The sequence below is a fragment of the Candidatus Albibeggiatoa sp. nov. BB20 genome, assembly GCA_016744725.1.
Lineage (GTDB): Bacteria > Pseudomonadota > Gammaproteobacteria > Beggiatoales > Beggiatoaceae > Albibeggiatoa.
The window spans coordinates 1-13,346 of the sequence record JADGDW010000132.1; the positions used below are offsets into that span (position 1 = coordinate 1).

A 13,346-nucleotide genomic window follows, 5' to 3' on the forward strand; every position below is an offset into this window, starting at 1 on the left:
TTTTATTCTAAAGTGATACAGGACTGCCAGTCCTAACACATAAACCGAAATTGACTATAGCCATTGTTTGAATATGTTCTAATAGATTGATTTTATTTCAAACCAATATTTGTTTATATTGTTTAAAATCAACAACTTAGCATGCTATAGTGAAAATGTCAGGAACTGGATGATGATTTTATTTTTCAATCTGCACAGTTTGGGCAGTTTTTTTAGTCTCCTAAAACCGCTACTTAATGCTGAAGGTATTGTTATAATCAGCAACATTTTAACCAATAGCTGAATTCTGATGCTTGAACAAGCTCTTTTACGCCTTTTACAAGATCAACAGCCCTATGCTTTATCACAAGTATGTAGCTTGCTTGAATTAGATGCCAGCACGCTGTTGCTTCAATTACAAGAATTAGAACAAAAAGGTATATTGCTTAAATACGATAGACAAATTTGTCAATTGTTGCAAAAAACTGAGTTGCTTGATGTGCAAACCATTTTAGATAAGCTTCCTCCTTCGATATATCAACAATTATCTAAAGTAATTATTTTACCTAGCATTGAATCTACGAATACTTATTTGCTGGACTATCCAACGGATAAGCCTATAGCCTGCCTAGCTGAATACCAGACTCAAGGACGCGGTAGGCGTGGTAAACAATGGTTATCCCCTTATGCCAGTGGTATTTGTCTTTCGGTTAAATATCGTTATTCAAACCCCAATATTCCTTTAAGTTGTCTCAGCCTTGCACTTTCTATCGCGGTTGCTAGATTCCTGTATACATTAGGAATTTCTGATGTAGTGGTAAAATGGCCTAATGATATTTGGTGGCAAGAACGTAAATTAGCAGGCTTATTAGTAGAAACACGACTGGTAAATAAGAATTGTTATGATATTGTAGTGGGTATTGGGCTTAATGTACGTATTCCATATGTTGATATTGAGCAGGCTTGGATTGATTTGCAAACGATTTTACCGCAACACGTTTCACGTAATGATGTTGCCAGTCACTTGATTGAGCATATACTAATGACGCTGCAACATTATGAACAGCATGGTTTTCATTCTTACTTGGCAGACTGGCCGCGGTTTGACTTTTTGCAAGGTAAGAAAATCAAATTATTAACCACAAGTGGTACAATTACAGGCCAGGCTTGTGGAATTGATGAGCAGGGTGCATTATTGGTCAAGGTGGGACAGAAAATTAAACCTTTTTATTCTGGTGAGGTTAGTGTCTCTTATGATGCTACTGATTGATATAGGCAATAGCCGCCTAAAATGGGCAACCTTTAACCAAGATGGGACGCTGAGTCCACAGAAAAGTATTGCCTATAAACAAGCTGAAAGTTTGGAACTGAGTATCGCACAAAGTTGGCTGGAATTAGAAATGCCTTGGCAAGGCGTGTATTTAGCCAGCGTCGCGGATAGACATGTCAATGAATTAATCAGTAATTGGGTGCGCAATAGTTGGGGAATTGATGTAATTGTAATGAAAACAACAGATTCTACTTGTGGTGTGGTCAATGGCTATGAAAACCCAGAACAATTAGGTATAGACCGATGGTTAGCACTCATTGGCGCACGTGACTTAAGCCATGAAGTGACTTGTATTTTAGACTGCGGTACAGCTATTACGCTGGATATTTTAACCGCACACGGACATCACGCAGGCGGTTTAATCTTACCCAATGAAACTATGATGCAAAACAGCTTACTAGAGAATACCAGCGATTTAAAGAAACGAGTGGCTGGCAGTGAAAATGATAAACATTACAAACTATTAGGGCGTGACACACAAACAGGTATTGTATCTGGCAGTGTTTATGCTGTAATAGGTTTGTTAGAATATGTATTACAACGTTTAGAAAAAAATCATAACCATGTGAAGTTAATTCTCACTGGGGGCGGTGCAACAACATTTGTGCCGTTGATACAACGACCTTGTTCTTATATGCCTGATTTAGTGTTACATGGCATGGCGGTGATGGTGAAACAACGCTTATGAAAACGCTTGCTTTTCTTTTATTTTTGATGAATATTGGGTTTTATGCTTGGCTGCAAGGTTGGCTATCATTGCTTCCTTGGCAACCGCATGAATACAAATCGCAACCACAAGCCATGCAATTAAGTATGGATGTTGAGAGTTTAACTTTGGTTAGTGAACGTGATGCCCCACCTTTAAAAACCATTGCGCCTGAAAAAATGCGCCTAGCCGACAGCAGTGGTGTGCTAACAGATAAAAAGCCGAGAACATTGCAAGATGAAGCTAAGGTTGTAGTAGAAGCTACTCATGAAGAATCGCTCAAAGCAGCGAAAGCTAAATTGATATTGGCTGAGAATACCCAGAATGGACATACCCCTGAGCCAGAAAATTCAGCACCAAGCATTATTGTGCCTAGCAATTTACGTACAATGTCTGTGATTAGTAAAATTGCGCAACTACCAAAAATGGAAGAGGCAGAGCAGATTGAAGATGATCATAAATCTAATGATGTAAAAGCATCAGACATAAATACAGATATGAATCTAAAACCCAATTCAAAAGAATCTACAGAATCCATAAAAGAATTGCTAACAGAAAATACGGCTAAAATAGAAGATATTAAACATAATCAAATTTTCAAAGAAACACCTGAAACAATAGTTGTGATGGCAGATACTTCCGAGCCTGAAAAAAATACAACGCCTGAGTATTCAAAGCCAGTTCAACAAACTGAAAAAACAAAGATTACTTATAAACAACCTGAAGCCAATAGCAGCCAAAAGACTTCTGAACAACAAGCAGATGATTTCTTTAGTCGCTTAGCACAAACCGTGCAAAAAGTGGGTAATACTTTCAAGCGTGTTTCAAATGATGTGTTTAATGAACGGGTGACTGTGCCACCTGAATTGGCTGTTGAACCTGAAGTTATTAAAAAAGTTCCCCCCAAACCTGTTGATGAAATAAAACCACTTAAAGTGGCTGCGGCACCCAAACCTGATAAGCCTAGCGTAAAATCAACTAAACCTGTTAAACAAATATGTTATGAAATAGGCTCTTACACATCAATCAAGCAGCTCAATAAACATGCAAATTGGTTGAAATCAAAAAGCAAACAAATCAAAACATTTATTGATAAAAAAACCATTAATGAAGTGGATAAGGTACGGGTTTATATTGCACCGAATAGCCGTATTTCATCTGTACAACAAGGGCTTATCGCTCAAAATATAGTGGTACGACTTCGGCATGAAGGTGTCTCTGATATGCGTTTAATGACCAGTGGCGCATTGAAAAATAGTATTTCGTTGGGCGTATATGATAGCTATGCTAATGCACAACGTAGAGCCAATGCGATCAAGGCCAAAGGTTATGCTAATGTGCATTTGAAAAATTATTATAAACAGCAGAAAAAATACTGGTTAATCGCTAAAATGCCTCAAACCCAACAAATTATTGCCAGTAAATTTAGAAAAACCTTTAAACAAACTCGTTTAGATGCTATGCAACATTGTAAATAAGTCGGTTTAGCCTCTCCCTACAAACGGCTTTGTTGTGTATAATACTGACATGCAGTTGGGTACGAACAGTGAATATTTGCTGGGTTATACCCATTTTAAATGGATACTAAAAAGGTTTTTTACCAAGTATTTTGAAGCATTGCAACCATCTATCGGAACGGCTGATTTGACTTTAAGTCCTATTTAGTACCACAAATCCTGTAGATATTGCGCTTAAAGAGAACAGTTAATGGGTTTAGCTTCATGACAGACAAAGTGCCAACTGTTGTAGTCGTAGACGACAGCGCAACGTCAATTTCGTTATATCAGTTTAGCGTTGAGCCGCTAGCAGTGAATTTTATTGGTTTTAAATCACCTGCTGAGGCTTATCCTTACTTACAAGAACATCAGCCAGAACTGTTGTTTTTAGACATTATCATGCCTGGGATGGATGGTCTGACATTTTTGCGCCGTTTGCGTACGATGCCACACCAGAAAGAAACTCCTGTCATTATGGTGACTTCTAAAGATTACGCTCAAGATCGCAGTATTGCGAAAGAGCTAGGTGCATTGGATTTTGTAATCAAACCTTTACGTTTTAAAGAAATTCGTAACTTGGTCTGTACGCATACTGATATTGAACCGATTGACGAGGCCGCAATTGCTGGGAAGAAAAAATGAGTGATTCACTAAACTATATTCGGTTTTGGGGTGTTCGAGGCTCATATCCAGCACCGTTCGGCAGCCATATGCGTGTAGGTGGCAATACTTCTTGCGTTGAAATTAGAGCCGATGATCACATTTTAGTTTGTGATGGAGGGTCTGGCATTATTCCGCTGGGCAACTCACTGATGGCACAGCAAGATATTAAAGAGCTGATGATTATCATTACCCATTATCATTGGGATCACATTTCTGGTTTACCCTTCTTTGTGCCAGCCTTCGTTCCCGGTTGGAAAATTCACATCTCAGCACCGGGCGATATTGAAGAAATTAAAAATCGTGTTTCAAATCAAATGGTCAGCCCATACTTTCCTGTTGAAGTTGAAATGTGGATGGCGGATATTAATTATGTGATGGCGCAAGACTCTAAGCTTGAGTATGGCCCATTTAAAATTGAAACCTTCAATGTACATCACCCTGGTAGTACTTATGGCTATCGAATTCAAGTCCATGGTAAAACGATTGTTTACGTATCGGACAATGAATTGTCCTTTATTGACCGCACTATTGAAGAACGCCGCGATGAACTTGACCCAGAAGAATGGCAACTCATTAATGCGATGCAAATGGAAGAGCGAATAAAAGCACTAGAAACCATTGAAGATGCACATGTTTTTATCCATGATGCACAGTATACACCTGAAGATTACAATAAAAAACGTGGTTGGGGTCATTCCTGTTTTGTTGATACCGTTGAATTTGCGGCTGATGCTAATGTGAAACAGCTCTATTTATTTCACGTCGACCCAAATTATAATGATAATAAAATCGAAGACTTACACCGTCAATCTTTAGAATTACTACACAAGCGTCAATCTTCTATGCAATGTCGAGTGGCTCGTGAAGGTTTAACCGTTGACCTTGATTCATTATAAAATTGATAATAGCCAATCCTAACACTCTACAATCACTATAAATAATTGTTTTATGGGGATAATATGAGCTTAGTTTTACGTAGGCTTTCAGTGTCAATTAAACAAAAAACCTTGGTTCAGAATATTAATTGTCAATTGGATGCTGGGCAATTAATTGGATTATTGGGTACAAATGGTGCAGGCAAAACGTCTTTATTGCGTGCCATTGCAGGACTTACCGCTTACAGTGGGGTCATGCTGTTAAATCAAGTCGCGATGAATACCGTGCATAGAGCTGATTATGCTAAGAAAATTGCCTATTTAGCACAGAAACATCCTATTCATTGGGCCTTATCAGTTGAACAAGTTGTTGCCTTAGGCCGCTTACCATATTTATCTCGTTGGCAAACCCTGTCTACATTAGACCAAGAAATCATCCTTCGCACAATGCAGCAAACCGAAACCCTAGATTTTGCACAACGCCCAATAACTGAATTATCTGGCGGTGAGCAAGCGCGGGTATTATTAGCTAGAGCAATGGCGGTACAAGCACCTGTTTTACTTGCCGATGAGCCAGTGACCTCGTTAGACCCTTACCATCAATTGCGGGTCATGGAATTATTACGACAATATGCACAACAAGGACATTTAGTCATTGCAGTGTTACATGATTTCAATTTGGCCGCTCGTTTTTGCCAGAAAATTATATTGTTACATCAAGGTCAGCTTGTCACTCAAGGTGAGCCGCAACAAGTATTAACGCCAAATAATTTAATGAATGTATATCAATTGACTCAACAAGATTTAGATTATATGAATTATTGATTGCTCTTCACGATGCTAAGAACAAGAATTCAATAATATTGTTGATTTAAAAACTGTTAATCCTTGGATTTATTAAACTTCCAGCCCTCTCATGTAGTATATTTTTAATATTTTGGTATTTAAACCGTTTATTGTGCATAGTTATTAGTTTTTAAAAGAGTTAATAGCCCTAAATATCTACAAGAAAATCACAATAATCTGGAAATACAATGTAAGCTAAAATGCTATACTGCCTCGCAATTTCAAATTTAACCTTGTGATATTCATGGACAAATTACCGATTAAAACAAGCCTCTCAGTAACAGCTTTGGCAATCTTAGCTTATTTTAGTTATACATTATGGATTGGTTGGGAAGAAACCTTAGGTGCTATTTTTCGTTTAGGTATAACGGGTTGGATTATTATTTTAGCTCTATCATTAATCAACTACGGATTACGCTTTGCACGTTGGCAATGGTATCTGAGCACAACGGAATACCAAGATTTAACACTTATTCAAAGTTTTCGCTATTATTTAGTCGGTTTTGCCTTTACCACTACCCCCGGTAAAGTTGGGGAAATGATCCGTTCTGTATTTTTATACTCACACAATGTTTCTTTCCCTCAAAGTATTTCCATGTATTTCATTGAGCGTTTATCTGATTTGTTAACCATGGTATTGTTATCAGCTTTAATCCTCAGTCAATTTACAGCTTATGCTAAATGGCTTATCCCACCGATTTTGGTTGCGGCAATTATTTTAACCGTATTGCAACGCCCTACCTTATTACAATCTGTTCAAAATATACTGCATCATTATTTACCTGAAAAATTAGATCAATTGGTCAGCAAAATTTTTGAATTACTTTCCCATGCACGCGGTTTATTAACATTTAAATTTTTATATGGTGGTTTGGTGCTGAGCTTAATTGCTTGGAGTGCTGAAGGCCTTGGCTTTTATTTGATTTTATATTACCTCGATGTTGATATTAGCCTTGCTTTAGCCATTGGTATTTATGCTATGAGTATTGTGATTGGAGCAGCGTCTTTTATGCCCGGTGGTTTGGGTGGTACTGAAGCGGCAATGCTTCTGTTCTTAGTTAGCTTAGGGGTTTCACAAGAAGTTGCTTTTGCTGCTACTTTAATTTGTCGGTTTGCCACACTATGGTTTGCCGTTGTTTTAGGCGCATTGGCAATGATAGGCTTAGATACTCGCTCATTGACACAAGTTGAAGAATCTTGATTTATGTAGCTGAGTTATGCAAAATAATCCATATAGTTCATTGACGTACATAATGAAAGTAGTCTACTGGAATTTTTAGCGTATATTCTTGCGTTTTTGGGTTAATAATTTCTCGTAGCATCGCTTGGTTCCAATATTTAGCTTATTCAGTCTTTAGCATACACTATTCATGGCTTATTTCTGCAAGTTTATGAGGATGCCTTCATACGTGCTACATTAAGTAGATTCATGACGCGGCGCGTCTTGACTACTTTGTACAGGATAATAAATTTTCTAATACAGAAATATCAACTACACTGTAAAGATTATCAACACACTTAAAAATATTGCCATGGAACTTAAACAAGAAATCATACAAATAGTTAATAAATTACCCAATGCAGTCTTGAATGACCTTTTGCAACAGCTTCGTCAAATGGAGAGCTTGGCACAAGAAAAAATATGCCTCTCAACAAACTTTAAGACAATTTTAGTTGAAGACCAAGAATTACTTAAAAAATTAGCAAAATGATAGACTATGATGAAGTTATCGAAATTCATCAAATTTTGTTAAAAGAGTTTGGTGGTTTAGAGGGAATTAGAGATAAAAATGCGCTTAAATCTGCACTTGAAAGACCTTTTGGCGGTTTTGGCGAAAGAGTATTTTATCCTTCGTTAGAAGAGAAAGCGGGTGCAATTTTAGAAAGCATCGTTAAAAATCATCCATTTATAGATGGTAATAAGAGGACTGGTTATGTATTAATGCGTTTGGTATTGATGCACTTTGGCAAGGATATACAAGCCACACAAGATGAGAAATATGATTTTGTTATTGGCGTAGCATCAGGACAATTAGATTTTCAAGAAATCGTCACTTGGATAAAACAATGAATGATGGACAAATAAAAACTTTGACGTGCCATATCAATTAAATGAGTGATGCGGCGCGTCTTGACTGTATTTCTACAAGGCTTGTAGAAACGAGATGAAATTTTATAAAAATAACTTAACACTTACTGTTTGTCTTGGTTTTCCTAAGCTAGTACAGTTTTCATCAATTTGGTCGGCAATATCATTGCCAAAGTTTTTTCTAATGTAGTCAAGGGTTTCACGTCGTTTAAGACTTCTTGAAGCATTAGACTCTGTACAATAAACTCTACCAGACTCAAAGTTCATAGCTTCTCTATTTTCTTGAAAATAAGGTTTTATTTCTGTCTTAAGTCTTTTTTCTTCCTCTTCTAAAGCTCGAATTTGACGCTTTACTTCTATTAGCTTAGTAGCCATTTCTTCAATTTGTTTATTATCCATAGACATTCTTCTAATTGTCACATCATATGATAACTATCAGTTGCATGACGAAAACGTTCCATCATATTCATAAAATCATTCCAGTTCATCCAACCTTTTTCATTTATATGGGCTAACCAATCAATAGTTGACGCTGGACTAGAAAAAAAATCTTTTAAAAGAATGTAATAATCTTCATCATCTTTGGTGCATTCACAAGTAAATTTCCAGTTACCACCTGAATCAGCATTGGTGACAAAGTATGAAAATGATATAGCTTTACTTTTACCACATACTTCACAAATAGGTTTATTCTGAAACATTAAGTTGAATTCTCTCTATTGATTAATATATTAAAAATATTAGTTATAATTATAACTAATATTTTTAATTAGCCGCAAAAAGTTACTACATATTTTTTATTCATACAAAAAAAGCACAACCCAACTTCTGCCAGATTGTGCTTTTTCAAAGTATTAAGTTGTTAAATCCTAATCAACTTTACCCTTACTATGCGCAATAAAGGCAATAGATGGATTGGTTAAATCAGGATTAGCCAGACCTTTCACACGACGTGAAGTTTCTTCTCCAGGACCAATCGCTTTGGTGTCATATTCACCTGCACGAATTTGATCAATCGGACCAATATCCAACACCCGCATCATACAAGCCATTACGCAATACGGATTACGTCCTGCTTCTAGCTCATCAATACACATGTTACATTTCTTGACCAAACCATCACTTGGGTCAAATTGTGGAGCACCGAATGGACAAGCTGCTTCACAACGACGACAACCGATACACAAGGTCGAATCAATATCCACCACACCGTTATCCGCACGTTTCCAAATCGCACCTGTTGGGCAAGTTGGTAAACATGCAGGCTCAGCACAATGATTACAAGACATATTCACCTTGTAGGCATACACATCAGGATAAGTACCACCCTCAATGTATTGCACCCGACGGAATCGAGGGCCAGCCGCTAAACCATTCTTGTCTTTACAAGCAATCTCACAGGCACGACAACCAATGCAATCCACGTTATTGTGTACAAAACCCAATTGCTGCTCAGGTTTGACGGGCGTGTATGTGACCTGTTTACGGCGTTTGACCGCCTCTTTGACTTGCTCTTTATCTAACTTTTTTGCTTCTGCCATTTTAAACACTCCTCAATCGGTTACATACCGCTATCACGACGGAATACATGGCTACGTGATGTTGCCAATTTATCCCAACCCGGACGGTGTTCAAGATCAGATTTTTTGAAGTCCACCAAAATGGTGTTATATGCGAACGCACCCGCAGGAGATGGATTATCATCAGTCAAGAAATCTGGATTACCAGAACGGTCAACGCCATTCTCATCTAAGTCCAACCAAACTCCTTCATGTACCACTACAACCCCCGGCATACAACGTTCAGTCACATACGCAGGTAACACAATCTTGCCGCGATCATTCCACGCTTCGATCGTATCGCCCGTTTTAATCCCCATTTTTTTCGCATCTGAAGCATTAATGGTGATTTCCTGCTCATACATTTCACGTAACCAAGGAATATTATTGAAAATACTATGTGTCCGCCAACGAGGGTGAGGCGTAATCATGTGGAATGGGAATTTAACTGCTTTCTGATGTCCCAACCATTCCCAAGGCTCAATCCATTTTGGAATCGGTGGAATGTAGTAACCAAACTGGGTTTTAGCAAAATCTGGCGTAGTTGCCAATGGCGTAGATAAGATTTCAATTTTACCTGATGGGGTTTTAAACGGCTTACCATTTTTAATTTCTTCTTCAAATCCAACATGGGGTTTATCCAATTTGAATTTGTAGATACCAAGGTGTTTGAACTCATCCCATGACATTTCGACATGTTGATGTGCCATTACCTTACTTTCCCACCAATAACGTAAATAAGATTCATCAGTATCATCATTGTGATGGAAATAATCACGGCTTGCACGTGGATTGTATACAGGACCAAAGCCTAAACGATATGCCAATTCAGTGTAAATTTGCCAATCGGTTTTACTTTCACCCATAGGCTCAATAACTTTAGGACGATGAATGTAGTAATGTCCTTTATACCAAGGCAATGCCACATCATGACGTTCAAAATGGGTCGCAACAGGCAATAACACATCAGCATATAAGCCCGATGGCGTAATCGTGGAATCACTACACACAACCAATTCCATATTCTGAATGGCTTTGATTTCTTTGTTAATATTGGTGAGCTGATTAAACCAGTTTGAACCTTGCCAGAAAATACCCTTAATTAATGGTGGCATACCATCAGTGGGATCTTGACGCGGCCATAAACCGATTTCTTCACGTTTCAAATTCGGGAAGTTCAGCACACAATGCGCCCAACGGTCAGATTTAATCGCTTGCGCATAAATGTTACTGTAAGGGTCTTCTGGCAATGCAGAACCTTCCGCGTGCCAACCTTTACCAATCCCTTCCGCACAGCCACCTAATTTACCGATATTACCTGTCATGGATTGTAATGCTGCTGCCATCCGATTGTATTGCTCACCGTAAGCATTACGACCCGGTGCCCAAGAGGCTTTTAATGCTGCAGGCTTGGTTAAAGCATACATCTTAGCCAGTTTTCTGATATCTTCCGCAGATACACCGCAGATTTCCGCTGCCCATTCAGGGGTTTTAGCGATACCATCAGAAAAGCCCATAATGTAATCTTTAAAGCTTTCACCACCTTTGCCCCATTCTGGCATCGTACCTTGATCCATGCCTTGGACAAATTTATTGATGAACAGCTGATCTTGCCAATTGTTTGCAAAGATGTGATGTGCCATCCCCGCCATCATCGCTGCATCAGTATTCGGGCGAATTGGAATCCACCATGCATCATACGCCGAAGCAGAATCAGTATATTGTGGATCAATTAAGACGAATTTACAGCCGCGTTGTTTGGCTAAACGCATGTAATAGAATGTATTACCACCATGGAATGTGTAAGCTGGATTCCAACCCCACATGATTATGAGTTTTGAATAGCTATACGCATCGTCTTCGTTACCATCTTCAATCGAACCAAAAGTTTGAGTCGAACTGAATACAGTGCCTTGATACGATGGCACTGACCATGAATTAGTACGGCAGCCAAATAAGCCAAGAAAACGACCTAATAAGCCTGCGATTTGGTCAGACTTATGGAATACACCCCAAGATGCACCCGCATAACTTTGATCAAGTATCGCAGTTGGACCATATTTCATTTTGATGTCGAGCATTTTGCCCGCAACAAGGTCTAATGCTTCATCCCAAGAGGCACGTTTAAATTTGCCTTCACCACGTTCACCAACCCGAATCATCGGATACAACAAACGTTCTTGGGAATAAATACGGCTACGATATGAACGACCACGCAAACAACCCCGTAATTGAGGTTCTTCTTCAGTGTCTTTACCGTAATGACCATCTTTTTGGAAACGACCATCATCCGTTGATAAACGAACAATAACATCACCTTTTTTATGGGCGATTAAGGCGTGACGTGAACCACAGTTATGCGCACAACTGGTGACGACTGTTTCTAGCTCATCATCACGCGGATAAGGTTCATAGGCAAAGGCTTCAGCATCTTTTTTTGCTGTAACTAAGCCTGTTGTCGCTGCACCCACTGCAGTTGTTTTCAAAAAGCTCCGACGATTCATGTTTAGGCTGTCGGTGAGCCATTTTAATTTATCACTCATCTGCTTATCCTCCAGTCCTATTTTAAGCGGAAACGTTCATCAGATTCAGTTGGGCGATCTTTTGCCCATTCTGGTACAACGTCACTAGCTCCTGGCCATTGATGACGAGGATAAGGGTAGGTTATACGATACCATTGACGACCGCCATGACAGCCATAACAGGTGTCTGGGTCTTCTGCTGCCTTTTTCTCAATCGCATCGGCATTTAAGTAGTTAACTTGGTGACGGGTTGTGCGGATGGCAACGTGACATGCTGCGGTACAGCTATTGCCAAACATGGCTTTTGTATCTGCCCACTTACCAGGAACACCCATGATTTCATAGTTATGACGACCATGGCAGCGTAAACAGGTTTGTTCTGGGTCTACCATTTTGCGCATGGTGAAACCAGAGCCATTTGTATCTAAATTGCCTGGTGCTTCTTCACGAGGGTCATTACCTTGGTGACAGAAATTACACTGCAGATTCATTAATTCCTTAGCCAAAGGTGTCGTTAAGTGACGTGCATGAAAAGTTTCTTGTTCACCTTCATACACACCTAAAGTTTGATACCAAGCTAAAGATTCACTGGCTTTGACACCTGCTGGAGATTGTTCTTTTACTTTACGGTCTAAAACGTCTTGGTGACAGCTTAAACAGTCTTCATTGGTTGCTTCATTAATTGCTGGTTGAAAATGGATAGGATGCCATCTGGCACGTTCATAATCTAAATTACCAAATTTACCCGTATCAGCTGCTTGCGCCAATGGAATACAGAGCAAGGCAATGATAAAACTGATATGGGCAAAGGTTGTAGCAATATTTTTCATACGAGTTCACCCCTTTGCGACAATTATAACTTTGTCAAACAAAATAGTAGTTATCCTTCGGTGAGTTAAACATGAAAAAGGGCGCATCCATGCACCCAATTTATACAAAAATACTTATATTTTTATTGTATTGGTAAGGCTCATAGCGACTTAGTAAGACCAGCCACGCATTCCGCCCATGCCGTACATGCCAGACATTCCGCCCATACCGTACATGCCGTTCATTCCACCCATGCCATACATACCACGTTGTTGTGGGTACATACCGTACATGCCAGACATTCCGCCCATACCGTACATGCCGTTCATTCCACCCATGCCGTACATGCCAGACATTCCGCCCATACCGTACATGCCGTTCATTCCACCCATGCCGTACATACCACTCATTGGGTACATGCCGTACATGCCAGACATTCCGCCCATACCACCCATGCCGTACATACCACTC

At 39.1% G+C, this 13,346-nt stretch carries 15 protein-coding genes; 9 read left to right on the forward strand and 6 right to left on the reverse strand.

Going from position 1 to position 13,346, the window contains the following annotated elements; genetic code table 11:
• Positions 1 to 289 precede the first annotated feature (289 nt).
• The 9 genes from ABXH34_RS13900 to ABXH34_RS13940 all read left to right on the forward strand — a co-directional run bounded on the left by ABXH34_RS13900 (position 290) and on the right by ABXH34_RS13940 (position 7,966).
• On the forward strand, positions 290 to 1,249 hold the full coding sequence (locus ABXH34_RS13900; protein WP_353572486.1) for a biotin--[acetyl-CoA-carboxylase] ligase: 960 nt from the start codon (positions 290 to 292) through the stop codon (positions 1,247 to 1,249).
• A complete protein-coding gene (locus tag ABXH34_RS13905; RefSeq protein ID WP_353572487.1) occupies positions 1,233 to 1,997 on the forward strand; it encodes a type III pantothenate kinase in 765 nt (254 codons plus the stop codon). Before ABXH34_RS13900 ends, ABXH34_RS13905 begins: the two co-directional genes overlap by 17 nt.
• Positions 1,994 to 3,493 carry a hypothetical protein gene (locus tag ABXH34_RS13910; RefSeq protein ID WP_353572488.1) on the forward strand — a complete coding sequence of 500 codons (1,500 nt, stop codon included), beginning with the start codon at positions 1,994 to 1,996 and terminating at the stop codon, positions 3,491 to 3,493. Before ABXH34_RS13905 ends, ABXH34_RS13910 begins: the two co-directional genes overlap by 4 nt.
• Positions 3,494 to 3,736: 243 nt before the next feature.
• Positions 3,737 to 4,153 carry a response regulator gene (locus ABXH34_RS13915; RefSeq protein WP_353572489.1) on the forward strand — a complete coding sequence of 139 codons (417 nt, stop codon included), beginning with the start codon at positions 3,737 to 3,739 and terminating at the stop codon, positions 4,151 to 4,153.
• Complete coding sequence (locus ABXH34_RS13920; protein ID WP_353572490.1) at positions 4,150 to 5,070, forward strand: MBL fold metallo-hydrolase; 921 nt, start codon at positions 4,150 to 4,152, stop codon at positions 5,068 to 5,070. Before ABXH34_RS13915 ends, ABXH34_RS13920 begins: the two co-directional genes overlap by 4 nt.
• A gap of 63 nt (positions 5,071 to 5,133) precedes the next feature.
• On the forward strand, positions 5,134 to 5,874 hold the full coding sequence (locus ABXH34_RS13925) for an ABC transporter ATP-binding protein (RefSeq protein WP_353572491.1): 741 nt from the start codon (positions 5,134 to 5,136) through the stop codon (positions 5,872 to 5,874).
• A gap of 265 nt (positions 5,875 to 6,139) precedes the next feature.
• Positions 6,140 to 7,096, forward strand: coding sequence for a lysylphosphatidylglycerol synthase transmembrane domain-containing protein (locus ABXH34_RS13930; RefSeq protein ID WP_353572492.1), 957 nt, complete (start codon positions 6,140 to 6,142; stop codon positions 7,094 to 7,096).
• 331 nt (positions 7,097 to 7,427) lie between these two features.
• Positions 7,428 to 7,607 carry a hypothetical protein gene (locus ABXH34_RS13935; protein WP_353572493.1) on the forward strand — a complete coding sequence of 60 codons (180 nt, stop codon included), beginning with the start codon at positions 7,428 to 7,430 and terminating at the stop codon, positions 7,605 to 7,607.
• Positions 7,604 to 7,966: a type II toxin-antitoxin system death-on-curing family toxin gene (locus tag ABXH34_RS13940; RefSeq protein ID WP_353572494.1), complete on the forward strand. Its 363-nt coding sequence runs from the start codon at positions 7,604 to 7,606 to the stop codon at positions 7,964 to 7,966. The genes ABXH34_RS13935 and ABXH34_RS13940 overlap by 4 nt, the downstream gene beginning before the upstream one ends.
• A gap of 102 nt (positions 7,967 to 8,068) precedes the next feature.
• Here the strand turns inward: ABXH34_RS13940 and ABXH34_RS13945 are convergent, their stop codons facing one another.
• From ABXH34_RS13945 to ABXH34_RS13970, 6 genes are all read right to left on the reverse strand, one after another.
• The gene (locus ABXH34_RS13945) at positions 8,069 to 8,383 is read right to left on the reverse strand and encodes a hypothetical protein (protein WP_353572495.1); all 315 of its coding nucleotides are present in this window, start codon (positions 8,381 to 8,383) and stop codon (positions 8,069 to 8,071) included.
• 17 nt (positions 8,384 to 8,400) lie between these two features.
• On the reverse strand, positions 8,401 to 8,685 hold the full coding sequence (locus tag ABXH34_RS13950; RefSeq protein ID WP_353572496.1) for a hypothetical protein: 285 nt from the start codon (positions 8,683 to 8,685) through the stop codon (positions 8,401 to 8,403).
• Positions 8,686 to 8,853: 168 nt separating this feature from the next.
• Positions 8,854 to 9,525 carry a 4Fe-4S dicluster domain-containing protein gene (locus tag ABXH34_RS13955; protein WP_353572497.1) on the reverse strand — a complete coding sequence of 224 codons (672 nt, stop codon included), beginning with the start codon at positions 9,523 to 9,525 and terminating at the stop codon, positions 8,854 to 8,856.
• A 20-nt stretch (positions 9,526 to 9,545) separates the two neighbouring features.
• Complete coding sequence (locus ABXH34_RS13960) at positions 9,546 to 12,086, reverse strand: molybdopterin-containing oxidoreductase family protein (RefSeq protein ID WP_353572498.1); 2,541 nt, start codon at positions 12,084 to 12,086, stop codon at positions 9,546 to 9,548.
• A gap of 17 nt (positions 12,087 to 12,103) precedes the next feature.
• Positions 12,104 to 12,895, reverse strand: coding sequence for a hypothetical protein (locus ABXH34_RS13965; protein WP_353572499.1), 792 nt, complete (start codon positions 12,893 to 12,895; stop codon positions 12,104 to 12,106).
• Positions 12,896 to 13,045: 150 nt separating this feature from the next.
• A partial coding sequence (locus ABXH34_RS13970; protein ID WP_353572500.1) for a hypothetical protein occupies positions 13,046 to 13,346 on the reverse strand: 301 nt, incomplete at its 5' end.

What these genes read in the sequence shown, in the direction of transcription:
- ABXH34_RS13900 (WP_353572486.1), top strand. Translation starts at nt 290, where the DNA reads ATGCTTGAACAAGCTCTTTTACGCCTTTTACAAGATCAACAGCCCTAT.
- ABXH34_RS13925 (WP_353572491.1), top strand. Translation starts at nt 5,134, where the DNA reads ATGAGCTTAGTTTTACGTAGGCTTTCAGTGTCAATTAAACAAAAAACC.
- ABXH34_RS13960 (WP_353572498.1), bottom strand. Translation starts at nt 12,086, where the DNA reads ATGAGTGATAAATTAAAATGGCTCACCGACAGCCTAAACATGAATCGT.
- ABXH34_RS13945 (WP_353572495.1), bottom strand. Translation starts at nt 8,383, where the DNA reads ATGGATAATAAACAAATTGAAGAAATGGCTACTAAGCTAATAGAAGTA.
- ABXH34_RS13930 (WP_353572492.1), top strand. Translation starts at nt 6,140, where the DNA reads ATGGACAAATTACCGATTAAAACAAGCCTCTCAGTAACAGCTTTGGCA.
- ABXH34_RS13920 (WP_353572490.1), top strand. Translation starts at nt 4,150, where the DNA reads ATGAGTGATTCACTAAACTATATTCGGTTTTGGGGTGTTCGAGGCTCA.
- ABXH34_RS13950 (WP_353572496.1), bottom strand. Translation starts at nt 8,685, where the DNA reads ATGTTTCAGAATAAACCTATTTGTGAAGTATGTGGTAAAAGTAAAGCT.
- ABXH34_RS13940 (WP_353572494.1), top strand. Translation starts at nt 7,604, where the DNA reads ATGATAGACTATGATGAAGTTATCGAAATTCATCAAATTTTGTTAAAA.
- ABXH34_RS13955 (WP_353572497.1), bottom strand. Translation starts at nt 9,525, where the DNA reads ATGGCAGAAGCAAAAAAGTTAGATAAAGAGCAAGTCAAAGAGGCGGTC.
- ABXH34_RS13905 (WP_353572487.1), top strand. Translation starts at nt 1,233, where the DNA reads ATGATGCTACTGATTGATATAGGCAATAGCCGCCTAAAATGGGCAACC.
- ABXH34_RS13910 (WP_353572488.1), top strand. Translation starts at nt 1,994, where the DNA reads ATGAAAACGCTTGCTTTTCTTTTATTTTTGATGAATATTGGGTTTTAT.
- ABXH34_RS13965 (WP_353572499.1), bottom strand. Translation starts at nt 12,895, where the DNA reads ATGAAAAATATTGCTACAACCTTTGCCCATATCAGTTTTATCATTGCC.
- ABXH34_RS13935 (WP_353572493.1), top strand. Translation starts at nt 7,428, where the DNA reads ATGGAACTTAAACAAGAAATCATACAAATAGTTAATAAATTACCCAAT.
- ABXH34_RS13915 (WP_353572489.1), top strand. Translation starts at nt 3,737, where the DNA reads ATGACAGACAAAGTGCCAACTGTTGTAGTCGTAGACGACAGCGCAACG.